21 protein-coding genes are annotated in these 24,274 nt (G+C 61.1%); 8 read left to right on the top strand and 13 right to left on the bottom strand.

All coding sequences use genetic code 11. The features are described from left to right. Window positions 1-39: 39 nt before the first annotated feature. Together clpB and NQ519_RS08630 are read right to left on the bottom strand one after the other, a co-directional pair. Complete coding sequence (gene clpB / locus NQ519_RS08635) at window positions 40-2,637, bottom strand: ATP-dependent chaperone ClpB (protein ID WP_019151555.1); 2,598 nt, start codon at window positions 2,635-2,637, stop codon at window positions 40-42. A 206-nt stretch (window positions 2,638-2,843) separates the two neighbouring features. Beyond that, window positions 2,844-3,260, bottom strand: a complete 417-nt coding sequence (locus NQ519_RS08630; RefSeq protein ID WP_019151556.1) for a hypothetical protein — start codon at window positions 3,258-3,260, stop codon at window positions 2,844-2,846. A 165-nt stretch (window positions 3,261-3,425) separates the two neighbouring features. On the opposite strand from NQ519_RS08630, the gene NQ519_RS08625 reads away from it, so the two are divergent. From NQ519_RS08625 to NQ519_RS08610, 4 genes are all read left to right on the top strand, one after another. Next, window positions 3,426-5,333 (top strand): DNA polymerase III subunit gamma/tau, encoded by a 1,908-nt coding sequence (locus NQ519_RS08625; RefSeq protein ID WP_195497807.1) that lies wholly within the window; start codon window positions 3,426-3,428, stop codon window positions 5,331-5,333. A gap of 103 nt (window positions 5,334-5,436) precedes the next feature. Beyond that, window positions 5,437-6,741, top strand: coding sequence for a tyrosine--tRNA ligase (tyrS, locus tag NQ519_RS08620; protein WP_019151559.1), 1,305 nt, complete (start codon window positions 5,437-5,439; stop codon window positions 6,739-6,741). Window position 6,742: 1 nt separating this feature from the next. Then, window positions 6,743-7,096, top strand: coding sequence for a dihydroneopterin aldolase (folB, locus tag NQ519_RS08615; protein ID WP_026076696.1), 354 nt, complete (start codon window positions 6,743-6,745; stop codon window positions 7,094-7,096). A 57-nt stretch (window positions 7,097-7,153) separates the two neighbouring features. Further along, window positions 7,154-8,503 carry a sodium-dependent transporter gene (locus NQ519_RS08610; protein WP_019151561.1) on the top strand — a complete coding sequence of 450 codons (1,350 nt, stop codon included), beginning with the start codon at window positions 7,154-7,156 and terminating at the stop codon, window positions 8,501-8,503. 35 nt (window positions 8,504-8,538) lie between these two features. Here the strand turns inward: NQ519_RS08610 and ribH are convergent, their stop codons facing one another. Next, the gene (gene ribH / locus NQ519_RS08605) at window positions 8,539-9,069 is read right to left on the bottom strand and encodes a 6,7-dimethyl-8-ribityllumazine synthase (RefSeq protein ID WP_019151562.1); all 531 of its coding nucleotides are present in this window, start codon (window positions 9,067-9,069) and stop codon (window positions 8,539-8,541) included. Window positions 9,070-9,084: 15 nt separating this feature from the next. Next, window positions 9,085-9,768: a tetratricopeptide repeat protein gene (locus tag NQ519_RS08600; protein ID WP_019151563.1), complete on the bottom strand. Its 684-nt coding sequence runs from the start codon at window positions 9,766-9,768 to the stop codon at window positions 9,085-9,087. A 106-nt stretch (window positions 9,769-9,874) separates the two neighbouring features. On the opposite strand from NQ519_RS08600, the gene recF reads away from it, so the two are divergent. Both recF and NQ519_RS08590 read left to right on the top strand, forming a co-directional pair. Next, window positions 9,875-10,999, top strand: coding sequence for a DNA replication/repair protein RecF (recF, locus tag NQ519_RS08595; protein ID WP_019151564.1), 1,125 nt, complete (start codon window positions 9,875-9,877; stop codon window positions 10,997-10,999). A gap of 14 nt (window positions 11,000-11,013) precedes the next feature. Beyond that, on the top strand, window positions 11,014-11,286 hold the full coding sequence (locus NQ519_RS08590) for a DUF721 domain-containing protein (protein WP_019151565.1): 273 nt from the start codon (window positions 11,014-11,016) through the stop codon (window positions 11,284-11,286). A 52-nt stretch (window positions 11,287-11,338) separates the two neighbouring features. Here NQ519_RS08590 and NQ519_RS08585 read toward each other — a convergent pair whose 3' ends face one another. The 3 genes from NQ519_RS08585 to NQ519_RS08575 all read right to left on the bottom strand — a co-directional run bounded on the left by NQ519_RS08585 (window position 11,339) and on the right by NQ519_RS08575 (window position 15,835). Beyond that, window positions 11,339-12,541 (bottom strand): OmpA family protein, encoded by a 1,203-nt coding sequence (locus NQ519_RS08585; RefSeq protein ID WP_019151566.1) that lies wholly within the window; start codon window positions 12,539-12,541, stop codon window positions 11,339-11,341. A gap of 173 nt (window positions 12,542-12,714) precedes the next feature. Next, the gene (locus NQ519_RS08580) at window positions 12,715-15,267 is read right to left on the bottom strand and encodes an adenosylcobalamin-dependent ribonucleoside-diphosphate reductase (protein ID WP_019151567.1); all 2,553 of its coding nucleotides are present in this window, start codon (window positions 15,265-15,267) and stop codon (window positions 12,715-12,717) included. 193 nt (window positions 15,268-15,460) lie between these two features. Further along, complete coding sequence (locus NQ519_RS08575) at window positions 15,461-15,835, bottom strand: RidA family protein (protein WP_019151568.1); 375 nt, start codon at window positions 15,833-15,835, stop codon at window positions 15,461-15,463. 76 nt (window positions 15,836-15,911) lie between these two features. Here NQ519_RS08575 and NQ519_RS08570 point away from each other — a divergent pair, with 76 nt between their 5' ends. After that, window positions 15,912-16,340, top strand: coding sequence for an META domain-containing protein (locus tag NQ519_RS08570; protein WP_019151569.1), 429 nt, complete (start codon window positions 15,912-15,914; stop codon window positions 16,338-16,340). A gap of 73 nt (window positions 16,341-16,413) precedes the next feature. On the opposite strand, the gene NQ519_RS08565 is transcribed toward NQ519_RS08570, so the two are convergent. The 5 genes from NQ519_RS08565 to NQ519_RS08545 form a co-directional block, all read right to left on the bottom strand. Then, window positions 16,414-17,412, bottom strand: a complete 999-nt coding sequence (locus NQ519_RS08565) for a malate dehydrogenase (RefSeq protein ID WP_019151570.1) — start codon at window positions 17,410-17,412, stop codon at window positions 16,414-16,416. Window positions 17,413-17,485: 73 nt separating this feature from the next. After that, entirely contained in the window at window positions 17,486-18,088 is a 603-nt protein-coding gene (recR, locus tag NQ519_RS08560) for a recombination mediator RecR (RefSeq protein ID WP_019151571.1), read from the bottom strand. After that, complete coding sequence (locus tag NQ519_RS08555; RefSeq protein ID WP_019151572.1) at window positions 18,089-18,907, bottom strand: tetratricopeptide repeat protein; 819 nt, start codon at window positions 18,905-18,907, stop codon at window positions 18,089-18,091. Between the two features lie 5 nt (window positions 18,908-18,912). Next, on the bottom strand, window positions 18,913-20,781 hold the full coding sequence (locus tag NQ519_RS08550) for a BatD family protein (RefSeq protein WP_390622103.1): 1,869 nt from the start codon (window positions 20,779-20,781) through the stop codon (window positions 18,913-18,915). A gap of 62 nt (window positions 20,782-20,843) precedes the next feature. Then, window positions 20,844-22,457 (bottom strand): fumarate hydratase, encoded by a 1,614-nt coding sequence (locus NQ519_RS08545; protein ID WP_019151574.1) that lies wholly within the window; start codon window positions 22,455-22,457, stop codon window positions 20,844-20,846. Window positions 22,458-22,639: 182 nt separating this feature from the next. Here NQ519_RS08545 and NQ519_RS08540 point away from each other — a divergent pair, with 182 nt between their 5' ends. Further along, window positions 22,640-23,641 (top strand): class II fructose-bisphosphate aldolase, encoded by a 1,002-nt coding sequence (locus NQ519_RS08540; RefSeq protein ID WP_019151575.1) that lies wholly within the window; start codon window positions 22,640-22,642, stop codon window positions 23,639-23,641. A 142-nt stretch (window positions 23,642-23,783) separates the two neighbouring features. Here NQ519_RS08540 and NQ519_RS08535 read toward each other — a convergent pair whose 3' ends face one another. Further along, a complete protein-coding gene (locus tag NQ519_RS08535) occupies window positions 23,784-24,233 on the bottom strand; it encodes a hypothetical protein (RefSeq protein ID WP_019151576.1) in 450 nt (149 codons plus the stop codon). Window positions 24,234-24,274: the final 41 nt, after the last annotated feature.

Below are 24,274 nucleotides of genomic sequence, written 5' to 3'. Positions count from 1 at the left end.
CCGATGATTCGGAACCCTTTTTCACTCTGCCGGGCGGCGTCAGTTCGAGAACGTAAGCCCGTCCTTGCCTGCGTCGATCGAAATCGGCTTCGAGCGATCGACATCCCCGGCGAGAATCCGCTTCGAGAGGTCGTTGACCACGTAACGCTGGATGGTGCGCTTCACGGGCCGCGCTCCGTACAGCGGATCGTAACCCGCGGCGGCGATCCATTCGCGCGCCCGGTCGGTGTACTCCAGCCGGATGCCGTTCTCGGCGAGCATCTTGCTGACGATGCCCAGCTGTATATCGACGATGCGTTCGATGTCCTTGTGCGTCAGCGGCTCGAACATCACGATCTCGTCGATACGGTTCAGGAACTCCGGCTTGAGCTGCTGTTTCAGCAGGTCGATCACCTCGCGGCGGGTCCGTTCGACGACCTCCGCAGGGACCTTTTCGCCGCCGAAGTTCCCCGAGAAGTTCTCCTGAATCACCTGCGACCCCATGTTGGAGGTCATGATGATGATCGTATTGCGGAAATCCACCGTGCGGCCCTTGTTGTCGGTCAGACGGCCGTCGTCGAGGACTTGCAGCAGGATGTTGAAGACATCCGGATGCGCCTTTTCGATCTCGTCCAGCAGCACCACCGAATAGGGCTTGCGGCGCACGGCCTCGGTCAGCTGGCCGCCCTCGTCGTATCCGACGTATCCCGGAGGCGCTCCGACGAGCCGCGACACGGCGTGCCGCTCCTGGTATTCGCTCATGTCGATCCGCGTCATCATCTGGTCGTCGTTGAAGAGGAACTCCGCGAGGGCCTTCGCCAGCTCGGTCTTGCCGACACCCGTGGTGCCGAGGAAGATGAACGAACCGATCGGCTTGCGGGGATCGTTCAGCCCGGCGCGCGAACGGCGCACGGCGTCGGAGATGGCCGCGATGGCCTGCTCCTGCCCGATGACGCGCTTGTGAAGCTCGTCCTCCATGTGCAGCAGCTTTTCGCGCTCCGAGGCCAGCATCCGCGTCACGGGAATCCCCGTCCAGCGCGACACCACTTCGGCGACATCCTGCGCATCGACCTCCTCCTTGATCATCGAGCCGTTGGCCGAAGCGAGCTTGTACTCCTCCTGAAAAGCGGCGATCTCCTTTTCGGCCTCCTGAATCTTGCCGTAGCGGATTTCGGCCACCTTGCCGTAGTCGCCCTGACGCTCGGCCTGCTGGGCCTCGATCTTCAGCGACTCGATCCGGTCCTTGTTGGCCTGGATCTTCTTCAGCAGGTCGCGCTGGCCCTGCCACTTGGCGCGCATCCCGGCCTCTTTGGCCTTCAGCTCCTCGATCTCCTTGGTGAGGTGCTCCACGCGCTCCTTGTCCTTCTCGCGGCGGATGGCCTCGCGCTCGATCTCCAGCTGGCGGACTTTCCGGTCGAGGGTGTCGATCTCCTCGGGCACGGAGTTCATCTCCAGACGCAGCCGCGAGGCGGCCTCGTCCACCAGGTCGATGGCCTTGTCGGGCAGGAACCGCGACGTGATGTAGCGCGTCGAGAGTTCGACGGCGGCCACGATGGCCTCGTCCTTGATCCGCACCTGATGGTGGTTCTCGTAACGCTCCTTCAGACCGCGGAGGATCGAAATGGCGTCCTCCTGCGTAGGTTCATCGACCATCACTTTCTGGAAACGCCGTTCGAGGGCCTTGTCCTGCTCGAAATATTTCTGAAACTCGTCGAGCGTCGTGGCGCCGATGGTCCGCAGTTCGCCCCGGGCGAGGGCCGGTTTGAGGATGTTCGCGGCATCCATCGCCCCCGACGACTTGCCGGCGCCGACCAGCGTGTGAATCTCGTCGATGAAGAGCAGAATCTCGCCCTCGCTGGCGGTGACCTCCTGCACGACGGCTTTCAGACGCTCTTCGAACTCGCCCTGATACTTGGCGCCCGCGATCAGGGCTCCCATGTCGAGCGAGTAGATCGACTTCGATTTCAGGTTCTCGGGAACGTCGCCGTCGATGATCCGGCGGGCGATGCCCTCGGCGATGGCGGTCTTGCCGACACCGGCTTCGCCGACGAGGATCGGGTTGTTCTTCGTGCGCCGCGAAAGGATTTGCAGCACGCGGCGAATCTCCTCGTCACGGCCGATCACCGGGTCGAGCTTGCCCGAACGCGCCTGCTCGTTCAGGTTGATGGCGTACTTGCCCAGCGCGTCGAACTGCTGTTCGGCGGTCTGCGAATCGACCGTCGCCCCCTTGCGGAAGGTCCGGACGGCCTCGATCAGCTCCTTTTCCGTGGCGCCGTTGCGTTTGAGGATGTCGGCGGCCGCGCCGCGCTCGGCCACGAGCGCCAGCAGCAGGTGTTCGACCGAAGCGTACTTGTCACCGAAATTCTTCGTGAAGTCCACGGCGCGCTGGATCGCTTTCGAAGTCTCCTGGGCGAAGAACTGCTCGCCGCCGCCCTCGACCCGCGGCAGCGCACCCACGGCACGCTCCGTCTCGTCGCGCAGCGAACGCACGTTCACACCGACGCGCCCCAACAGGAACGCCGCCAGCGAATCGTCCTCACGGACGAGGACACTCAGCAGATGGAGCGGTTCGACAGCCTGCTGTCCCCGCTCCCGCGCAAGGTCGAGCGCCGCTTGCAGCGCCTCCTGCGCCTTGATGGTTAATGTGTTAATGTTCATGGTATTTTGTCTTCTAAATTTTTAATTCTGAATTTTTCATTTTTAATTTCATCAAAACCCCTGCCAACCCGGAATTTACGACACATTGTCATCTTTTGTCACAAATTGTCATTTCCGATACGACAATCCGTACTTCAGCCCGACTTTATGACAGGCCGAAATAGAAAAAACAACAGATGTGCTCCTAAAAAACAGAGATGGGTTCGTTACAAGTCCGTATCTTCAGCCCCTGCACCATCCATCATCGCCGGAACGACAGTCAAGGTATATACCCCCAACCGTATCGAGGCTTCGAAGTTCCAATACCGCCTCTGCCGGAAATGTTCCGGGATCGGCCTGCCGGCGGCCGAAAATTCATATACACGGCAACTCGGCAGCAGAGAGTCTTCTCGAATGAGATCGCCGGGAATATCGAATTTGCCACCATGCGACGCACAATCAATGTAAACCCGCATCGAGGAATGAGGCTGAATATGAATGGCTCTACGATCATCCGGGCTGTTGCCGGAAAGCACCATGTCCAAGACCTGATCCGTATCATTCGTCACTTTGTATTCATAGAAAATAGCGTAGTCGCAGCTCTGGAACAACACGACCGCCAAAAAGAGCAATATGCGTTTCATGACGAAAAATATAAAGGTGCATTCAAATGTAGATTATTCGGCCGGAATATGCAAAATTCAGCGTATTTTTTTCGTATCTTTGACATTGCCTTAGATACTCCGCCTCGGAAAAAATGCAAGCGAGCTTGCTTTTTTCTCTCGGCTTATTCGTATCTTTGCACTATTATGAGTGATTTCATCGTCAGCGCACGCAAATACCGCCCCGCGACCTTCCGATCGGTCGTCGGACAGAAACATATCACCTCGACGCTCCAAAACGCCATCGAGCGCGGCCAGCTGGCCCACGCCTACCTCTTCTGCGGCCCCCGCGGCGTAGGCAAGACCACCTGCGCCCGCATCTTCGCCAAAGCCATCAACTGCCTCGCGCCCAACGGCGCCGAGGCGTGCAACGAATGCGAATCGTGCCGCTCGTTCAACGAGGGCCGCTCGCTCAACATCCACGAACTCGACGCCGCATCGAACAACTCCGTGGAGGACATCCGCACGCTGATCGAACAGGTGCGCATCATCCCGCAGGTGGGACGCTACTCGGTGTTCATCATCGACGAGGTCCACATGCTCTCCGCCGCAGCCTTCAACGCCTTCCTCAAGACCCTCGAAGAGCCGCCCGCGCACGCCATCTTCATCCTGGCGACCACCGAGAAGCACAAGATCATCCCCACGATCCTCTCGCGGTGCCAGATCTACGATTTCAACCGCATCCGCGTCGAAGATTCGGTCGAATATCTCCGCTACATCGCCTCGCAGGAAGGCGTCACGGCCGACGAAGAGTCGCTGAACCTCATCGCCCAGAAGGCCGACGGCGGCATGCGCGACGCGCTGTCGATGTTCGACAAGGCCGTGTCGTTCTGCGGCACGGCGCTGGACTACCGCAACGTGGCCCAGACGCTGAACGTGCTGGACTACGACACCTATTTCGGCGTGACGGAGATGCTGTTGGCAGGCAACTACGTCGATGCGCTGGTGACCTTCGACACGGTGCTGTCGAAAGGTTTCTCGGGCCAGACCTTTATGGCGGGTCTGAACCGCCACATGCGGGACCTCCTGATGGCCAAACAACCCGACACCCTGCGGCTGATCGAGATGACCGGCACCCTGCTGGAACGATACCGGACGCAGGCGGGCGCCTGCAATGTCGAGTTTCTGTTCGGAGCCATCTCCGTGCTGACGGAGCTCGACGGGAAGATACGGCAATCGTCGAACCAGCGGTTGCTCGTAGAGCTGGGCCTGATGAAAATCGCAGGACTCGGCCAAAAAAAAAATGACACACTGACATCCCCCGGGGAGTATCCGCTTCCCGAACTGACCGTCCGCGCGCAGGTCCCGGCATCGGCCCCGGTCAATCCGGCGGCAACGGCGCAAGTCCCGACACCCGCTCCGGCAACTCCGGCGGCCCCGGCGCAGCCCCGACCGGCCCCGGAAACCCCGACGGCAGCTGCGGTGTCTGCGGCCCGGCAGCAACCGGAAACGCAGCCCGAACCCCGGCCCGCGGTCCAACCCGAGCCGAAGAACGCAGCGGCAGCGCAACCCGCCCCGGAGGTTCCGCAACCCTCCGCGGCACAGGCAGGGGCGGCAACCCCGCAGCCTGCGAAGCCGATCCGGCGGCCGATGATCTCGGGAACGTCGCTCTCGGAGCTGCTCGCCTCGGGAGGCAACACTCCGGACACGGAGGAGGCCAAGGCCGAAACGCAGGCCGAACCCGCAGCCGTGGAGGTCGATCCGGCCTGCGAACAGAAGCTGGTGCGGGCCCGGGAAGGGATTCTGAACCTGCTCAGGACGAAGCGTCCGCGGTTCGTCCCCGCCTTCGAGCTGATGACCGTCCGGGGCAACACCATTTCGGTCAGCGTCCCGACGACGGAGCTGCGCGAGGAGATTCTCCGCAACAAGACCGGGATGCTGATGCGCATCGCCGAACTGGCGGGCATCTCGGAAGCCATCGAACTGGAGGTGATCGTCAATGAGGAGATCAGGGCCGCGCGCCCGATCAAACTGGAGGACAGAGTGAAACACATGACGGAGAAAAACCCGCTCATCGCGGAGCTCCGCAAAGCGCTGGACCTCGAAGTGGAATAACCCGCCCGCTTAAAAAGCGGGATTTATAGGCGATGGAAAGTTATCAGGACAGAAACCCGATTGCGCCTCCATCCATACAAAACGAAAATTAAGTAATGCAATAATGGCAACAAAGAATTTCATCGAAGAACTCGAATGGCGCGGCATGGTCCACACGATCATGCCCGGCGCGAAGGAACAACTCGAAAAAGAGATGACGACGGCCTATCTGGGCATCGACCCCACGGCCGACTCGCTGCATATCGGACACCTCGTGGGTGTGATGATCCTCAAACATTTCCAGATGTGCGGCCACCGTCCGCTGGCGCTCATCGGCGGCGCCACGGGCATGATCGGCGACCCCTCGGGCAAGTCGCAGGAACGCAACCTGCTCGACGAAAAGACCCTCCGCCACAATCAGGAGGCCATCAAGCGCCAGCTGGCCAAACTGCTCGACTTCGAGTCGGACGCCCCGAACGCCGCACAGATGGTCAACAACTACGACTGGATGAAGGAATTCACGTTCCTCGATTTCATCCGCGACATCGGCAAGTGCATCACCGTCAACTACATGATGGCCAAGGATTCGGTCAAGAAGCGTTTCAACGGCGAGGGCGACGGCATGTCGTTCACCGAGTTCACCTACCAGCTGGTCCAGGGCTACGACTTCCTGCACCTCTACCAGACGAAAAACTGCAAGATCCAGCTGGGAGGCGCCGATCAGTGGGGCAACATCACCACCGGCACGGAGCTGATCCGCCGCAAGCTGGGCCCCGAAGCCGAGGCTTTCGCCATCACCTGCCCACTGATCACCAAGGCCGACGGTACGAAATTCGGCAAGACCGAGAGCGGCAACGTATGGCTCGACCCGCGCTACACCTCGCCCTACAAGTTCTACCAGTTCTGGCTCAACGTCAGCGACGAGGACGCCAAGCGCTACATCAGGATCTTCACGCTGCTCGACCGCGAAACCATCGAGGGCCTCATCGCCGAGCACGACGCCGCTCCCCATCTGCGGGTGCTCCAGAAGCGGCTGGCCGAGGAGATCACCTGCATGATCCACTCGCGCGAGGAGTACGAGAAAGCCGTGGAGGCTTCGGCGATCCTCTTCGGAGGCGCCACGTCGGAGGCCCTGCGCAAACTGAACGAAGAGACCCTGTTGCAGGTCTTCGAAGGGGTTCCGCAATTCCGCGCGGCCCGCACGGAGCTCGCGGCCGGCATCCCGTTCGTGGAGCTTTGCGCCGAGAAATGCGCCATCTTCCCCTCGAAGGGCGAGTGCCGCAAGATGGTGCAGGGCGGCGGCGTGTCGCTCAACAAGGAGAAGGTCGCCGACGCGATGCGCCCGGTGACCGACGCCGATCTGATCGCGGGCAAATACCTGCTCGTACAGCGCGGCAAGAAGAATTACTACCTCGTGATCGCCGAATAGCATGGAGTATCGTATCGTCCTCCGACGCATGGAGTTCCGGGCGCTGCACGGCTGTTACGAACTGGAGCGCAAGGTCGGCAACCGCTTTACGGTCGATCTGGAGATCACGGCCGAACTGGGCGACGTGGCCGCGGAAGACAATGTCGAAAAGGCGGTCAACTACCTCACGGTCTACGAGGTCGTGAGCCTGCAAATGCGCATCACGCAGCGCACGATCGAACGTGTGGCGATGAACATCATCGAAGCGGTCTACGCCGCTTTCGGGCAGGTCCGGCACGTAAAATGCACGGTCTCGAAACTGGCCCCGCCGCTGGGCGGCAAGCTCGAACGGGTCAGCGTCGTATTGGAGAAATAACGGGTATGCGCGCACGCCTCCGCGTGCGCGCATACCTTTATATAAACAGGATTAGCCATGCACCATTCACAGGGTCGTGCCACGCTGGGTGGCAAACTGAGCGCCGTGCTCGTCGCGGCAGGTAGTTCCGTGGGGCTGGGAAACATCTGGCGGTTTCCCTACGTGGCCGGCGACAACGGCGGCGGAGCCTTTCTGCTGATTTACATCGGCTGCGTGCTGCTGCTGGGGCTGCCGATCATGGTGGCCGAATTCTCGGTCGGACGCGCCTCGCACCGCAACGCCGTGGGCGCCTACCGGGCCCTCGATCCCAAATGGAGCTTCCTGGGCTACAACGGCGTCGTGGCGGCGTTCCTGATCCTGGGCTTCTATTTCGTGGTGTCGGGATGGACCGCCGAATACATGGTGCATTCGCTGACGGGCAGTCTGGCGGAATACAGCTCCGCCGAGGAGTACAAAACCGTTTTCGAGACCTTTATCCGCAACCCGTGGCGGCCCGTGGTCTACACCTCGCTGTTCGTGCTGGCGACGCATTTCGTTATCACGATGGGCGTGCAGAAGGGCATCGAACGCTCGGCCAAGGTGCTGATGCCGCTGCTGTTCGTGATCCTGATCGCGCTGTCGATCCACTCGCTGCTGATGCCGGGCGGCGGCGAAGGCGTCCGGTTCCTCTTCCGGCCCGACTTCTCGAAGGTGACTCCTTCTACGGTGCTCGTGGCGCTGGGGCAGGCGTTCTTCTCGCTCTCGATCGGCATCGGCACGATGGTCACCTACGCCTCCTATTTCAAGCCCGACACCAACCTGCGCCACACGGCGCTCAACGTCACGATCCTCGACACGCTGGTAGCCATATTGGCCGGCGTGGTGATCTTCCCGGCGGTCTTCAGCGTGGGCATCGAGCCCTCGTCAGGGCCGTCGCTCGTGTTCATCACCCTGCCGGGCATCTTCAACTCGATGCCGCTGAGCATGGTTTGGTCATCGGTGTTCTTCCTGCTGCTGGTCGTCGCGGCCCTCACCTCGACCATCTCGCTGCACGAGGTGATCACGGCCTACATGCACGAAGAGTGGCACATGAGCCGCCGCGCCGCGGCATGGGCCACGACCGGGTCCTGCATGGCGCTGGCCGCCGTGGCGTCGCTGTCGCTGGGCTTGCTGGACGGCTGGCGGATCTTCGGGCTCAGCGTCTTCGATTCGCTCGACTTCCTCACGGCCAACATCCTGCTTCCCGCAGGCGGATTCTTCACCTGCATCTTCGTCGGCTGGCGACTCGACCAAAAGGTGCTCAAAGGGCAGATTTCGAACGACGGAGAGCTGAAATTCCGCATCTACGACGTATTCATCTTCCTGCTGCGCTACATCTGCCCGGCGGTGCTGCTGCTGATCTTCCTCGACAATCTGGGACTGTTCTAAAAAAAGAGAGAGCCGCGAAGGACTCTCTCTTTTTTTCAGTTGATGTTGCGCCGGTCCGGTTCGTGATCCGGAGAGGCCGCCTCCATGTCGATCTGCAACTTGACCATATTGATAGCCGTGGCAGCCGCTTCGTCGCCCTTGTTGCCGTGACGGCCGCCGCAGCGGTCGAGAGCCTGTTGCATGTCGTTGACCGTCAGCACGCCGAAAGCAATGGGCATGTTCCACTGGATTTGCAGCTGCGTGATGCCCTGCGTCACGCCCTGGCAGATGAAGTCGAAATGGCGCGTGTCGCCCTGGATAACGCATCCCAGCGCGATAACGGCATCGACATCGGTGTATTCCGCGAAGAACTGGGCGCCGAGCGACAGTTCGAAGGTGCCGGGGACATATTTGATCTGGATGTTCATGTCGGGGCACCCTGCGGCACGCAGCGTGCGCACGGCTCCCTCCAGCAGCGCTTCGGTGACCTCGCGGTTCCACTCGGCCACGACGATGCCGAACCGCATGTCCGCGGCCGAAGGCAGGGGTGAGTCGAATTTGGAAAGGTTGTGATTCTTGGTCGCCATCGTCTTCCTCCGCTTTTATTTTACGCTGCCGAGCAGTTTCTCAGCCTCCCGGGCCTCCATCGAGGCGGGATAGGTGTTCAGAATCCGTTCGAAATAGGCCGCAGCCTTCTGCGAATTGCCCATAGCCTGCTCGGCAAGACCCGCCTTGCGCAGGTACATCGGGGCCGTCAGGTTGTTGTCGGCGGCCTTCACGGCTTTCTCGTAGAACTTCACGGCCTTGGCATAGTCCTGCTGTTCAACGGCGATGTCGCCTTGCAGACCGTAGTTCTGCGCATTGATGAGCGCTCCGGGGATGCCTTTCACATGGGAGAATTTGGCGAGGTATTTCGCGGCGTTCTCCAGATCGCCCGTGCGCAGGTAGCAGATACCCGCGTAGTGCTTGGCGAGGTTGCCCGAAGGCGTGGAGCCGTATTTCTCGACCACGTCGAGGAAGCCCGCGCCGTTGGCGTCGCCCAGCAGCGCCAGTTCGAAATCCGGGTTCTCCCCCTCGAAACGGACCTGTGCCTCGGAGATCATCTCGGCGGCTTTCTCGGCACGCGGCTGAACGATCAGCGCACGATAGCCGAAAACGAGCGCGGCGAGGACGAGCAGGCCGAGGAAAACATACCCTATCGTCCGGCCGTTCTGCTCGAAAAAGAGCTCCGTTTTGTTCATTGCTTCGCCGAGGGTTTCCTGTTCGGCGACGTTCTGCTTTGCCATATTGCTTATTCGTGTTATTAGTTTATAATGCGCATAGTAGATGACAAAGATACAAAACTATTCACAATGTGCAATGTCGTGTCGGGATTTTTTGTACTTTTGTCCTATGCATCTGAAAAAAATAGCGCTGCTGAATTTCAAAAACATGGCTCAAGAGGAGCTTACGCTCTGCCCCGGCATCAACTGTCTGGTGGGCGACAACGGCGCGGGCAAGACCAACGTCGTGGATGCGGTCTACTACCTGTCGATGTGCAAATCGTCGTTGCAGATGACCGACGCGCAGAGCATCCGCCACGGAGCCGACTTCTTCCTCGTGGAGGGACAGTACGCCACCGACGCAGGCAAGAGCGAGGGCGTGGTGTGCTCCTTCTCGCGCAAGGGCGGCAAGGTCCTCAAACGCAACGGCAAGGAGTACGACCGGCTGTCGGACCACGTGGGGCTGATTCCCGCGGTGATCGTGTCGCCGGCGGACAGCGCGCTGATCTCGGACGCCGCGGACGAACGGCGCCGATACCTCAACGCCTTCATTTCGCAGCTGGACCGCCCCTACCTCAACTCGGTGATGCGCTACAACGCCGTGCTGGCCGAGCGCAACCGCCTGCTGAAGATGCGGCCCGACGAGACGATGCTTCAGATTTACGACATGCAGCTGTGCGAGCACGGCAAGGCCATCCACGCCCGCCGGCAGGAGTTCGCCGAGCGGCTGCAACCCGTTGCGGCGGAGTATTACCGCATTCTTTCGGGCGACCGCGAGCAGGTCGAGCTCCATTACAAATCGGAGCTGAACGACCGCCCCTTCGAAGAGGTGCTGCTGGCCGCCCGGCAGAAAGACCTCGTCAACGAATTCACCACCGCCGGCATCCACCGCGACGACCTGGTGCTCCGGATCGGCGGCTACCCCCTGCGCAAATACGGTTCGCAGGGACAGCAGAAATCGTTCCTCATCGCCCTCAAACTGGCGCAGTACACCATCGTCGCCGAGGCCAAGGGCGAACGGCCGATCCTGCTGCTGGACGACCTCTTCGACAAGCTGGACGCCGGGCGCGTCGAGCAGCTGATCCGGCTGGTCTCCGACGACACTTTCGGGCAGATACTCATCACCGACTGCAATCCCACGCGTCTGAAAACGATCCTCGACAAGGCCGGCGGCGACTACGCCCTCTTCACGGTGACCGACGGTAGCGTGACGCAGGAACGGACGGCCGCAAACCCCGACACCCCGGAATCATGAGACGGACCAAAACGATGCTGATGGGCGACCTGCTGGAGGAGTTCTTCAAACGCCCCTATGTCGCCGCGAAGGTCGCCGAAGGCAAACTGCCCGACACGTGGCGCGAGATCGTCGGCGACCGCGCCGCGGAGATCACCACCGAACTGCGGCTCGAAAACCGCATCCTCTACGTGCGCATCCAGTCGAGCGTGCTGCGTTCGGAACTCTTCTACCAGCGCGAGGCGCTCCGGGAGGAGATCAACCGCCGTTCGGGAGTCCGGCTGGTCAACGCCGTGATCATCCGATAAAAAAATGCCCCTCACCACGGAGGGGCATTTTTCGTATGAGACCTGTCCGAACCTACTTCACGATCACGGCGCGGTTGGCCTTCTGGTTGCTCTTGTAGATGTCCGGCTCGTTGCCCTTGCCTTCGTAAGTCAGCTGCTTGGGGTTCACGCCGCACTTCACGAGATAATCGTAGACGTTCTTGGCCCGGTTGTCGGCGACGCGGCGGTTGCCGGCTGCCGTACCCGTCTGCTGGTCGGCGTGGCCCACGATGGTATAAACGCGGTCCTTCGGGCCGTCCTTGATAACGTCGGCCATCAGCTCGAGGCGGGTCTTGTCCTTGGACGTGAGCTTCGACATGCCGTAATCGTAGAACACGATCGAATAGGGGCTCAGCGTATTGGCATTCCGGGCAGCGGCTGCGGCGTCGGCGGCAGCCTTGGCAGCTGCGGCTTTGGCAGCGGCATCCGCAGCGGCGGCCTTGGCCTCGGCGTCCTCAAGCTGCTGGGCGAGCTGGGCGTTCTGCGCTTCGAGGGCGGCCGCTGCGGCCATGCTCGCAGCCACGGCATCCTGGAAAGCCTGGATGTCGGCGGCCGTATAGCCCGGCACGCCGCGCTGCCAGTTGCGCTTGTTGAAGCGGTAGGTCAGACCGGCCGTAGCCGAGAACCCGAGCAGATACTGTCCGTTCATCTGGGCGGGGCACAGCTCCGACTTGGCGAGCAGACCCTTGAGCTCGATGTTGAAATCGAAGGCCGGCGAAAGGCGGAACTTGCTGAGCAGACCGTAGGTAAAGGCGAGCTCCTGATTGGTGGAGGCGCCGAAGTCGCGCTGGCTCTTGTCCGTGAAGTTCGAGGCCATATAACCGAAGCCGACGAACGGCACGGCGTACCACGCGCGATCCTCCCGGTAACCGCCGATCCAGTTCGAGACGTTGAGCATCACATCCGTGTGGACGAACATGTACGGCCAGTCCATCTTGCCCTTTTCGGGATCGTAGTTATTGAACCATCCGCCTTGCAGCTGCGCCCGGAGACCGACGACGGGATGCACCCATTTCGTCAGCGAGAAATTGCCTTCGAACCCGATGCGGTCGCCGAAGGACTTGAGGTTGCTGCCGTTGCTGAAAGCCGTACCGGCTCCCGCACCGACCGAAATTTCCCAGTTGTCCCAGAATCCGTTGGAAACGAAGCCCGCGAAACTCGGCTTCTTGGGGGTGTCTTGTGCCCATGCGGCCGAGGCGAAGGCCGCGATCAGGAAGGTAAGATAAATTTTCTTCATAACTAATTAAATTAAAAAGTTATTGTCACTGCGCTAAAATACAGCATTTCTCTCAAAAACCATTCTCTTCCGCCTCAAAAGTTCAGCCAAAGAGCGTTTTCGATCAGAAAAGGCCGGAAGAGAGAACCCTTCCGGCCTTTTCTGAATATCCGGTCAGACCATTCGGCGGAGGATCATCCGCACTTGGAATAGCCGCATGACATACAGGTCAGGCATCCGTTCTGATAGGCCATGTTCTCCTGACCGCAGCTCGGGCACTTGCCCTTGGACTTCGTGCCATCGACGATGTACTGTTTCAGCGCGCGGCATACGCCCGTCTTCCAGGTGTTGATCGACTCGCTGTCCAGATGCAGGGACTCGATCAGCGACACGGTCTTCTCGATCGGCATGCCGTGGCGCAGTACGCCCGAGATCAGTTTCGCATAGTTCCAGAACTCCTCGTTGAACAGGCGCGAGATGCCGCCGATGGTGTTCGTATAGCCGTAGCGGTCGGTGTACTGGAAGTCGTAGCGTTTCGTGCCGTCCTCCTCGCGCACTTTGATAATGAATCCCTTCTTGATCTTCGGCGGGATATACATGGCATCCTCCTCGATCTTGCCGGTGAAGACCTCGTAGGGGCGTCCGTCCTGCAAGCCCACGAAGGCGATCCAGTCTTCGGTGCCGTTCTTGAAGCGCACGATGTCGGCAGGAATGGACTTCGGACGCTTCTGCACCTCGCCGGGATGCCCCTCGCAGCGCTTCTTTTTCTTGGAGTTCTTCTCCAGCAGCACGCCGTCGCGGCAGCCGTCGCGGTAGACCGTGACGCCCTTGCAGCCGCACTCCCACGCCGTGCGGTAAACGTCGGCCACCAGCGCCTCCGAAACGTTGTTCGGCAGGTTCACCGTCACCGAGATCGAGTGATCGACCCACTTCTGGATGGCGCCCTGCATCTTCACCTTGGCCACCCAGTCGATGTCGTTGGCCGTGGCGCCGTGGTAGGGCGACGCGGCGACCCATTGGTCCAGTTCGGCGTCGGAGATCGTCGAGAGCTTCGACGTGTCGTATCCGTTCGCCTCCAGCCACTTCACGAAATTGTGGTGGTAGACGTTGTACTCCTGGAACTTTTCGCCCGTTTCGTCCTCGTAATCGACATGCGTGTCGTGGTCCGAGGGGTTGATCTTGCGGCGGCGCTTGTAAACCGTGCGGAACACCGGTTCGATGCCCGACGTGGTCTGCGACATGAGCGACGTGGTGCCCGTCGGGGCGATGGTCAGCATGGCGATGTTGCGGCGGCCGACCTTCGTCATCTCCTCGTAGAGTGCCGGATCGGCCTCGCGGATGCGGGCGATCATCGGGTTGTTCGCCTCCTTGGCGGCATCGTAGATCGGGAAGGCTCCGCGCTCGGCGGCCAGCTTCACCGACGCGCCGTAAGCGGCCAGCGCGAGGGTCTTCTGCACCTCGACGGCGAAATCCATCGCCTCCTGCGTACCGTAGCGCAGCCCCAGGGCGGCGAGCATGTCGCCCTCGGCCGTAATGCCGAGCCCCGTGCGGCGGCCCTTCTGCGCCATTTCGCGGATCTTCTTCCACAGCTCCAGTTCCACGCGGCGCACGTCCAGGTCTTCGGGGTCGTCCTCGATCTTCTTGATGATCAGCTCGACCTTCTCCAATTCGAGGTCGATGATGTCGTCCATCATGTGCATCGCCTTGCCGACATGGTCGCGGAACTTGTCGAAATCGAACTTCGCGTCGGCCTTGAAGGGATTCTCCACGTAACTCAGCAGATTCATGGCCAGCAGGCGGCACGAGTCGTAGGGGCAGAGCGGAATCTCGCCGCAGGGGTTGGTCGAGACCGTCGTGAAGCCTTCGTCGGCATAGCAGTCGGGGATGCTCTCGCGGATGATCGTATCCCAGAACAGCACGCCCGGCTCGGCCGATTTCCACGCATTGTGGATGATCTTCTCCCAGAGTTTTTTGGCGTCGATGTCCTGTTCGTACTTAGGGGCGTCCGACTTGATCGGGAACTGCTGGTGGTATTTCTTGCCGGCGAGCGCCGCACGCATGAACTCGTCGTCGATCTTGATCGAGACGTTGGCGCCCGTCACCTTGCCCGTATCGACCTTGGCGTCGATGAACCGCTCGGCGTCGGGGTGCTTGATCGACAGCGACAGCATCAGCGCGCCGCGCCGGCCGTCCTGCGCCACCTCGCGCGTGGAGTTCGAATAGCGCTCCATGAAGGGCACGATACCCGTCGAAGTCAGCGCCGAGTTGAGCACCGGGCTGCCCGTGGGACGGATGTGCGAGAGGTCGTGCCCCACGCCGCCGCGCCGCTTCATCAGCTGCACCTGCTCTTCGTCCATGCGGAAGATGCCGCCGTAGGAGTCGGCGGGATGCTTGTGGCCGATCACGAAGCAGTTCGACAGCGACGCCACCTGGAAATTATTGCCGATGCCGGTCATCGGTCCGCCCTGCGGAATGACGTAACGGAAATGGTCGAGCAGCTCGAACGCCTCCCCCTCCGAAAGGGGATTGGGGTATTTGCGTTCGATCCGGGCAATCTCGCCGGCGATGCGTTCGTGCATCTCGCGCGGCGACTTCTCGTAAATGTTTCCGAAAGAGTCTTTGAGGGCGTACTTGCTCACCCACACCGTGGCGGCAAGATCGTCTCCGTCGAAATAGACTTTCGACTCGGCAACCGCATCGTTATAATTGACTTTCTGCGGCGCTTCAGCTTTGGTGGCTTTTGACATAACTACTTTATACTTATCTATTTTCTCAGATTTCTGCATTCCGCCGGGGAGGGAGATCCCGGGTTTACAAAATTGCGGCTTTTCCCGATAAAAAACCAACGGCGGGGAGCTATTTTATCCACAAATTATCTACAAAAAACGAAAAGGAGCGTCCCAGACATCCGGGACGCTCCTTGCGGATTGTCCGCGGAAGTTATTTCACCGCCACGGCGTCTATCTCGACCAGCGCCCCCATCGGCAGCGCCGCGACCTCGTAACACATGCGCGCGGGCATCTCCGCCGTGAAGAACTCGGCATAGACGGCGTTCATGGCGGCGAAATCGCCGATAGACTGCAACAGAACGGTGGTTTTCACCACGTCAGAATAATCGTATCCGGCTTCGCGGAGGATGTGGCCGAGATTCGTGAGCGACTGGCGCGTCTGGGCTTCGATCCCCTCGGCCATCCGGCCCGCCGCGGCGTCGATCGGGAGCTGTCCCGAGACATAGAGCGCGCCGCCGGCCTCCACGGCCTGCGAATAGGGCCCCACGGCTTTGGGCGCACGGGGCGATGCGATGATGGTTTTCATAGGCAATAATGTCGTTTGCGACACCAAAGGTACAATTAATTCCCTATATTTGCAGCAACGAACAAACGAAAATCAGATGAAGATTTTGCTCAGAATCGCGGTTATCGCTGTCGCCGGGGCACTTATCGCCGGATGCTGCAACTGCCGCGCCTACCAGAAAAAAGCCCGCCGCCCGCTGGTGGGAACCGAATGGCAACTGATCCAGCTCGGCGGGGAGACCGTCCGTCCCGAGAAGGGCACGTTCACCCTCACGCTGCTGACCGAAGGCAACCGCCTGTCGGCCGTCGGAGCCTGCAACCGTCTGTCGGGGGTCTACAAGACCGACGACAAACGCACCCTGAAAATGGGGCCTATCGCCTCGACGATGATGGCCTGCCCCGGCATGGAGCGGGAACACGCCTTCGCCCAGGCGCTCGAAGCGACGACCCACTACGACATGGACGGTCCGATGCTGCTGCTGCTGAGCGACGGCGAACTGCGCGCCGTCTTCCAGGCGATGCCCTGACGGAACCGTCCCGCAAAAACATCCCGGTTCTCTGTTGAAGAGAACCGGGATGTTCAGTTTCAGCGGAAACGGTCTATTTCAGGTGCGGATTCAGGCGTCCCCACTCCTCCACGGGAGGCAGGATGCCCATCGAGATCACCTCGTCGCGCAGTTTGCACAGGTGCTCGTAGCTCTCCGTGAGCTTCTTGTGCTCCGCGGCCGTGCCCTGCACGTTCTTATAGGCGACGCCCTCTTTCGTGATGGTGGTCTCCATCGCCATCAGGATATGCTTGAACTCGTCGTTGTGCACGAACACGCCGGCGGGGTATTCGAACGGCTTGCCGCCCATGGCCGCCGCGATCATGCAGATCGAGAGGTAGGCCGGGCTCTGGAACGACGAACGGCCCCGCAGGTCGATGATGTGCTTGCCGCCCTGGATCACCCGCTGCTGCAAGTCGGCCCAGTCGCCCTCGGGCATCTCCTTGCCGATCAGTTCCGAAAGGGGCCGTCCGGCGACGAGCGTCGTCGAGGCGAAGACCGCCATCTGCTCGCCGTGGCCGCCGTAGGTGCGGCAGTTGCGGATTTCGTCGGGCGAAATCTTGAAATATTTGGCCAGCTCCGAGCGCAGGCGCGTCGAATCCAGCGCCGCGAGGGTCGAAACCTGCGAGGGTTTCAGCCCCGCGTAGATCAGCGCGATGAGGCCCGTGATGTCGGCCGGATTGAAGACCACCACGACATGCTTCACATCGGGGCAATAGGCTTTGAGGTCTTTGCCGAACTGGGCGGCGATCTCGGCGTTGCCTTTCAGCAGGTCCTCGCGCGTCATGCCCGCCTTGCGGGCTGCGCCGCCCGACGATACGACATAGGACGCACCGGTCAGGGCCTCCTTGATGTCGGTCGTCCAGGTGATGTTCGCACCCTCGAAAGCGCAGTGGAAAAGTTCCTCGGCCACGCCCTCGAGCGCCGGTCCGTAAGGATCGTACAGGCAAATGTTGGGCGTCAGGCGCATCATCAGCGCCGTCTGAGCCATGTTCGAGCCGATCATGCCGGCCGCACCCACGATGGTGAGTTTTTCGTTCGTTACAAAATCCATAGTTATATTGTGTTTTGGTACCTTCGTTGCCGCGGCCGGCGGCCGCATTTCGGCTCCAGCCGCAACCCGCTCGTTAGGCGGGGTCTATCTCCCGGCGGTTGAACAGGGCGTGGGTGATCGTCAGTTCATCGACGTATTCCAGCTCGTCGCCGAAGCCGATGCCCCGGGCGATGGAGGTGATTTTCAGTCCGGGGAACTGCCTCAGGCGGTTCATCAGGTAGAAAAGCGTCGTTTCGCCCTCGACCGAGGTCGAGATGGCGAGGATCACCTCCTTCACCCCGCCGCGGGCGATGCGTTCGCACAGCAGGTCGATCTTCAGATCCGAGGGCGAGATGCCCTGCATCGGCGAGATCACCCCGCCCAGCACGTGATACATGCCCCGGTACTGGCGCGTGTTCTCGATCGAAAGCACGTCGGCGACCTGCTCCACGACGCAGATCGTCGCATGGTCCCGCTCCCGGTCGGCGCAGATCGGGCAGACCTCCTCGTCGGAGAGGTTGTTGCACAGCGAGCAGTACTTCACCTCGTTGCGGAAGCGGTCGATGCTGGCGGTCATCTCGGCCACCGAATCCCGCTCCATGCGCAGGATGTGGATGGCCAGGCGCAGCGCCGTACGGCGTCCCACGCCCGGGAGCTTCGAAAGCTCGCCGACGACATCCTGTAAAAGTTTCGACATCTAAATCGTTTCGATCGTTTTACATTCGAGCCACCCTTTCTTGCCGTCGGCAATGGTGATCTCGCACCAGTTGTCCAGGCGGTCGGTGATCTCGACGAGCGTTCCCTCGTGCAACACGAAGAGGTCCGTGGCCGACTTGTCGGGCGAACTCTTCACGGCCGTCGAGAGCGACATCACCACGGCCTGCGTGTCGTCCAGCATCTCGCGCCGCTCGCCCACGGCGAACCAGCTCGTGAGCATGAACGCCGCCGCCGCGACGAGCGTTCCATAGAACCCCGTCTTGCGCAGCGGCAAACGCTGTGCCAGCAGGTAGGCCAGAAACAGCGCCAGAGCGCAAACCAACGCCGCGAGCGACAGGATGCTCCACGCCGTGCAACTCATCGTGTGGCGCACGCCGCGCATCCACTCCGTGAGGAAAAACTCGGGAATCTGCTCGATATTGTCTTTCGTGCGGGCCTCGGCGACGCTCAGGTTGTAGCGGATGTCGTCGCTGCCCGGAGCCAGCCGCAGGGCCCGGCGGTAGAAGAGGATGGATTTGCCCAGCTGCCCCTCCTTGAAGTAGGCGTTGGCCAGGTTGTAATAGAGTTTCACGGAGGAGAGTCCCTGCGCGAGAATCCCTTCGTAAATCTCCGCCGCAGCGTGGTAATCCCCGTTGACATAGGCCGTATTGGCCCGGTCCCACAGCTGTTCGGGCGAAGCCGCCTCCGCGGCGGGTTCCTCCCCGACGGCCGCAGCGTACGCCGCGGTGTCGGCGGCCTCCTGCGCCCATGCGCACGGAACGCCGAATGACAGGATCAGAAATAGGGTCAATCGCTTCATAACAACTATCGTTTTATCACCGACTCGATGCGCGAAATCAGGTTCACGCCCTCGGAATAAACGTCGCCCATGCGGGCCGACTCCACGGGCGAATACTGCGCCTCGTCGCACTGGGTGATGATGGCCGTGAACCGCTGCGAATCCTCGGACGAAACGCCCCGTTTGTGCAGCTCCTCGCGGACGTTCTCCTTCGTGAGGTTGGCGACGGGGATGTTGAACTTGTCGCTCATGTAGCCCCACAGCGCCCGCAGCATCTCTTCATAGAAGGCGTGGCGGTTCTGCTCCTCCATGTAGCGCCGGGCGGCGCGGAAACGCTGCACGGCGACCTTGTTGGCTCGCTTGCCGCGCACGAGAGCGACGTTCTGCGACTCGCGGATCTGCCTCCGCAGAGCGACGTAGATCATGGCGAACACCACGAGGATGCCCCCCAGGAGAATCCAGTAGGCCGCGCTGAAAATGAACGGCTCGCGCTCCGAACGCAGCTGCGCCCCTTTCAGCTTGATGTAGCGGATGTCCTGCCCCAGCATCTTCACCTCCTCCTTCGACATGCCGCGGCCCTGCATCACCACCGCATCGCCTCCGCCGCCGCGGGCGTCGGGGGTGATCTCGAGCGTCATCGGCTTCGATTTCAGCGTCACGTACTGCATCCGCTGGGGGTCGAAGAAGGTGAACTCGACGGGTTCGAGGTCGTAGGTGCCTTCGGCCCGCGCGATGAAGGGATATTCGAACTGGCGGTAGCCGGAGATGCCCGACGACGAGGTGTTGATCGACTCGGTGGTCTTGACGTTATACTGCTCGAACGAAGTCGGCAGCGGCAGTTTCGGAGCCTGGACGAAGGTGAGGTTGCCCGTACCGGAGATCTTCACCGTGACGGTCGCGCCCGAGTTGGCCGCGATGCGTTCCGAGGGGAACTGGGCGTCCATCGTGAAGTTGCCCACGGCGCCGCTGAAGCTGGCCGGAGCGCCCGTCGGAAGCGGTTTGACCGTAACCGCCGCCCGCTGGCTCTGCACCTTGCGGGGCACGTTATAGACCTCGCGGCCGCTTCCGAAGAAGGGGTCGGCGTTGCGGCTCTGCACCACGACCTGCGCCACGACGGTCATCTCCACGGGTTCGATGGCCAGCGCCCCCACCTGCTGCGGATAGAGCAGGTAGTCGTACAGCACGCGCGTCTCGTAGACCTTGCCGTTGTAGGTCTCGCGCCCCACGCGGCCCGCATTGGGGTCGGTGAGGTCCTGCGACCAGAAGCCGTTGAACGACGGGGCCGATTCGGGCACGATGTTCACGTATGGAACGCGGGTGTAGAGCTTGAAGGCCACGTGCAGCGGCTCGTTCTTATAGACCGACGTGCGCGACACGACGGCCCGCAGCAGGATGTCGTCCTTGCCGATCTGGCTCTGGGCGTCGGTCTGCGCGTCGTCCGGGCGGTGCGACCCGCTCTGCTGCCGCGCCCCGGAGCCTTCGCCCTCGTTGACGATCTCGACGGGCAGCGGCCGGGTCCGGTAGGTCGTGCCATCGACCTTGACCTCCGCGGCGCCGACGGTCACGTTGCCCGCGGCCTGCGGCAGCAGCACGAAGGTGTAGGTGTAGCTGACGCTCTTGGTCATCGAACCGTTGATGATCTGGACCGACGAACCCTGCGAAACGGCGGGTCCGGCCAGCACGTCGAACCCCTCGAACGAAGGCGCCTTGAAACTGTCTTCGTCGGGTTTGGCGTTCAGCGCGAATTCCACACGGAACGCCTCGCCGACGGCGACCGTCAACGGCGAATTGGCCTCAAAAGTGACCTTCTCGGCAGCGTATGCCGAGAAGATCGCCAGCACGGGAAGTGCCGTCAGGAATATTTTTGCAAAAAAACCTCTCATCGAACTTGCCATAAAATCGTTCGTACGGTTTTACAACGTAAAGTTTTGCCCCTTAGTATCTCCGGGGACGGATTTCAGTGCTTGAAATCGGCGAAGAAGTCGTTCCCCTTGTCATCGACGATGATGAACGCGGGGAAGTTCTCGACGTAGATCTTGCGCACGGCCTCCATGCCCAGCTCGGGGAAATCGACGACCTCAACCGACTTGATGGAGTTTTTCGCAAGGATCGCGGCGGGCCCGCCGATCGAACCCAGGTAGAAGCCTCCGTGGGCCTTGCAGGCGTCGGTCACCTGCTGCGAACGGTTGCCCTTGGCCACCATCACCAGCGAACCGCCGTGCTCCTGGAACAGGTCCACATAGGGGTCCATGCGCCCGGCCGTCGTGGGGCCGAACGAACCCGAAGCCATGCCCTGCGGCGTCTTGGCCGGACCGGCGTAGTAGACCGGGTGTTTCTTGAAGTACTCGGGCATCGGCTTGCCCTCGTCGAGCATCCGCTTGATGCGGGCGTGCGCGATGTCGCGGGCGACGATCAGCGTGCCCCGAAGGTTCAGGCGCGTCTTGATCGGGTATTTGGTGAGAATCTCGCGCACCTTGTCCATACCCTCGTCGAGGTCGATGTCCACGGCGGGCGACATGGCGGGAGCCTCTTTCGGCAGGAAGCGCGCGGGGTTCTTCTCCAGCTCTTCGAGGAAGATGCCCTCGGGCGTGATCTTGGCCTTGACGTTCCGGTCGGCCGAGCAGCTGACGCCGATGGCCACGGGGCACGAAGCCGCATGGCGCGGGGCGCGGATCACGCGCACGTCGTGCACGAGGTATTTGCCGCCGAACTGGGCGCCGACGCCGCTCTCCCGGCAGATTTTCAGCACCTTCTCCTCCCACTCGAGGTCGCGGAAGCAACGGCCGCCCTCGTTGCCCGAGGTGGGCAGTTCGTCGAGATAGCCGGCCGAAGCCTTCTTCACCGTCGAGAGGCACATCTCGGCCGACGTGCCGCCGATGCAGATGGCGAGGTGGTAGGGCGGGCAGGCCGACGTGCCGAGGTCATAGATATGCTGCTGAATGAATTTCGTGAGCGACTCCTCGTTGAGCAGCGCCTTGGTCTGCTGGTAGAGGAACGTCTTGTTGGCCGAGCCGCCGCCCTTGGTGATGAAGAGGAATTCGTACTCCATGCCGGGCTTGCCGCCGTAGATGTCGATCTGCGCCGGGAGGTTCGTGCCGGAGTTCTTCTCGTCGGTCATCGTGAAGGGCACGACCTGCGAATAGCGCAGGTTGCGGTCCTTGTAAGTCTCGTAAACGCCGCGGGCGATGCACTCGGCGTCGTCGGCGCCCGTGTATACATCCTCGCCCTTGTGGCCGATGCAGATGGCCGTGCCGGTGTCCTGGCAGGTCGGAAGCTCGCCCTCGGCCGAGACGGCCTGGTTCAGCAGCATCGTGTAGGCCACGAACTTGTCGTTGTCGGTGGCTTCGGGATCGTCGAGAATGTTGTGCAGCTTCTGGAGGTGTGCGGCGCGCAGATAGAACGACACGTCGGCATAGGCCTCCTTCGAAAGCAGTTCGAGCCCCTTGGGGTCGACCTTGAGGATCTTGCGGCCGTCGCACTCCACGACCTTCACATACTCCTTCGTCAAAAGACGGTACTTGGTTTTGTCGTCCTGAATCGGGAACGGCTCCTGATAGATAAATTCTGCCATGATCGTATATGTTTGTTGTTTGCTTGCGGTGGATAATTCATGCAAAAGTACAAAAAACAATCCGGATTGCGCAACTATTTCCCGCCGGCTGTTATTTTTTTCACAAAAAGAGGGTATTATTTAGATTTTTTAGTAAATTTGTACGGTTTTTTGAGCGCAAAATTCACTAACAATCTAATATTATGGTATCGTACAAAGATCTCGGTCTTGTGAACACGCGCGACATGTTCGCCAAGGCCATCAAAGGAGGTTACGCCGTTCCGGCATTCAACTTCAACAACATGGAGCAGCTCCAGGCTATCGTCATGGCTGCCGCCGAGACCAAATCGCCCGTCATCCTCCAGGTGTCGAAAGGCGCGCGCAACTACGCCAACCAGACGCTGCTGCGCTACATGGCCGAAGGAGCCGTGGAATACGCCAAGGAGCTGGGCTGGGCCAAGCCCCAGATCGTGCTGCACCTCGACCACGGCGATTCGTTCGAGCTGTGCAAGAGCTGCGTGGACATGGGCTTCTCGTCGGTGATGATCGACGGTTCGGCGCTTCCCTACGACGAGAACGTCGCCCTGACGAAGCAGGTCGTGGAGTACGCTCACAAGTATGACGTAACGGTCGAAGGCGAGCTGGGCGTGCTGGCCGGCGTCGAGGACGAGGTAGCCTCCGAAGTCAGCCACTACACCAAACCCGAAGAGGTCGTGGATTTCGTGACCAAGACGGGCGTGGATTCGCTGGCCATCTCGATCGGCACCTCGCACGGAGCCTACAAGTTCACCCCCGAGCAGTGCACCGTAGACCCCAAGACGGGCCGTCTGGTTCCGCCCCCTCTGGCATTCGACGTGCTGGCCGCCATCGAGAAGGAACTTCCGGGCTTCCCCATCGTGCTGCACGGCTCGTCGTCGGTACCCCAGGAGGAGGTCGAAACGATCAACAAGTACGGCGGTGCGCTGAAAGCTGCCGTAGGCATCCCCGAGGAGGAGCTCCGCAAGGCCGCCAAGAGCGCCGTCTGCAAGATCAACATCGACTCCGACTCGCGCCTGGCCATGACCGCTGCCATCCGCGAGGTCTTCGCCACCAAGCCCGCCGAGTTCGACCCCCGCAAATACCTGGGTCCGGCCCGCGACAACATGAAGAAGCTCTACATCCACAAGATCAAGGAGGTTCTCGGTTCGGACGGCAAAGCCGAATAAGCGGAGATCTCCGCCATACGAAAACAAGCCGGGCGTTTGCCCGGCTTGTTTTTTATGTCGGCGGAAAACGGTTTCCCGCGCAAAAGGCATTCTGAAACGCCCTGAGCCGCGGCCGCCCTAAAACCGGTTTCTTAAACCGGGGTCATTCGACCGTCACCCGGAAGCGGCACTCCGAATCCCCCGCGAGGACGGTCCGGAGCGTCTCCACCCGAACGCTCTTGCCGGGAATCAGCTCCCGGTAGACGCAAAGGATGCTCTGACGGGAGCACTCGCAGTGGGTTGGGACCTCGACGAATCCGGCTTCGACCTGCGGACAGAGACAGCGGGGGTACCCGATCTCATAGACCCGCCCCGGCTCGATGACATCGGCGAAAAAGTACTCCGAGCGGCCGTACTTCGCATACTGCCGGTCGAGGTCGCAGCCGCACTCCTCGAACTGCCTGCGGAGTTCCGTCAGGACGGCGCCTTTCACGCAATTCTCGGCGGCCGGGCGGTAAAGTCTCCCGCGCACGTCGGCGGGAAGGCTTCCGACGGCATCCTCCAAAATCCGGTAAAAAGCCTGCGCCTGCCGCAAATTATAGTCATTTTCCATATTCCGTTTCCCTTATATTATCGAAAGCGGATGCGCAGAAC

The sequence above is a fragment of the Alistipes senegalensis JC50 genome, assembly GCF_025145645.1.
Classification (GTDB): Bacteria; Bacteroidota; Bacteroidia; order Bacteroidales; family Rikenellaceae; genus Alistipes; species Alistipes senegalensis.
Note: the sequence above shows the minus strand (reverse complement) of the source record. Positions and strands in the feature narration are given on the sequence as shown.

Bases quoted from the DNA above. Each gene is read 5' to 3' on its own strand.
- clpB (WP_019151555.1), bottom strand. From the start codon at position 2,637: ATGAACATTAACACATTAACCATCAAGGCGCAGGAGGCGCTGCAAGCG.
- NQ519_RS08630 (WP_019151556.1), bottom strand. From the start codon at position 3,260: ATGAAACGCATATTGCTCTTTTTGGCGGTCGTGTTGTTCCAGAGCTGC.
- NQ519_RS08625 (WP_195497807.1), top strand. From the start codon at position 3,426: ATGAGTGATTTCATCGTCAGCGCACGCAAATACCGCCCCGCGACCTTC.
- tyrS (WP_019151559.1), top strand. From the start codon at position 5,437: ATGGCAACAAAGAATTTCATCGAAGAACTCGAATGGCGCGGCATGGTC.
- folB (WP_026076696.1), top strand. From the start codon at position 6,743: ATGGAGTATCGTATCGTCCTCCGACGCATGGAGTTCCGGGCGCTGCAC.
- NQ519_RS08610 (WP_019151561.1), top strand. From the start codon at position 7,154: ATGCACCATTCACAGGGTCGTGCCACGCTGGGTGGCAAACTGAGCGCC.
- ribH (WP_019151562.1), bottom strand. From the start codon at position 9,069: ATGGCGACCAAGAATCACAACCTTTCCAAATTCGACTCACCCCTGCCT.
- NQ519_RS08600 (WP_019151563.1), bottom strand. From the start codon at position 9,768: ATGGCAAAGCAGAACGTCGCCGAACAGGAAACCCTCGGCGAAGCAATG.
- recF (WP_019151564.1), top strand. From the start codon at position 9,875: ATGCATCTGAAAAAAATAGCGCTGCTGAATTTCAAAAACATGGCTCAA.
- NQ519_RS08590 (WP_019151565.1), top strand. From the start codon at position 11,014: ATGCTGATGGGCGACCTGCTGGAGGAGTTCTTCAAACGCCCCTATGTC.
- NQ519_RS08585 (WP_019151566.1), bottom strand. From the start codon at position 12,541: ATGAAGAAAATTTATCTTACCTTCCTGATCGCGGCCTTCGCCTCGGCC.
- NQ519_RS08580 (WP_019151567.1), bottom strand. From the start codon at position 15,267: ATGTCAAAAGCCACCAAAGCTGAAGCGCCGCAGAAAGTCAATTATAAC.
- NQ519_RS08575 (WP_019151568.1), bottom strand. From the start codon at position 15,835: ATGAAAACCATCATCGCATCGCCCCGTGCGCCCAAAGCCGTGGGGCCC.
- NQ519_RS08570 (WP_019151569.1), top strand. From the start codon at position 15,912: ATGAAGATTTTGCTCAGAATCGCGGTTATCGCTGTCGCCGGGGCACTT.
- NQ519_RS08565 (WP_019151570.1), bottom strand. From the start codon at position 17,412: ATGGATTTTGTAACGAACGAAAAACTCACCATCGTGGGTGCGGCCGGC.
- recR (WP_019151571.1), bottom strand. From the start codon at position 18,088: ATGTCGAAACTTTTACAGGATGTCGTCGGCGAGCTTTCGAAGCTCCCG.
- NQ519_RS08555 (WP_019151572.1), bottom strand. From the start codon at position 18,907: ATGAAGCGATTGACCCTATTTCTGATCCTGTCATTCGGCGTTCCGTGC.
- NQ519_RS08550 (WP_390622103.1), bottom strand. From the start codon at position 20,781: ATGGCAAGTTCGATGAGAGGTTTTTTTGCAAAAATATTCCTGACGGCA.
- NQ519_RS08545 (WP_019151574.1), bottom strand. From the start codon at position 22,457: ATGGCAGAATTTATCTATCAGGAGCCGTTCCCGATTCAGGACGACAAA.
- NQ519_RS08540 (WP_019151575.1), top strand. From the start codon at position 22,640: ATGGTATCGTACAAAGATCTCGGTCTTGTGAACACGCGCGACATGTTC.
- NQ519_RS08535 (WP_019151576.1), bottom strand. From the start codon at position 24,233: ATGGAAAATGACTATAATTTGCGGCAGGCGCAGGCTTTTTACCGGATT.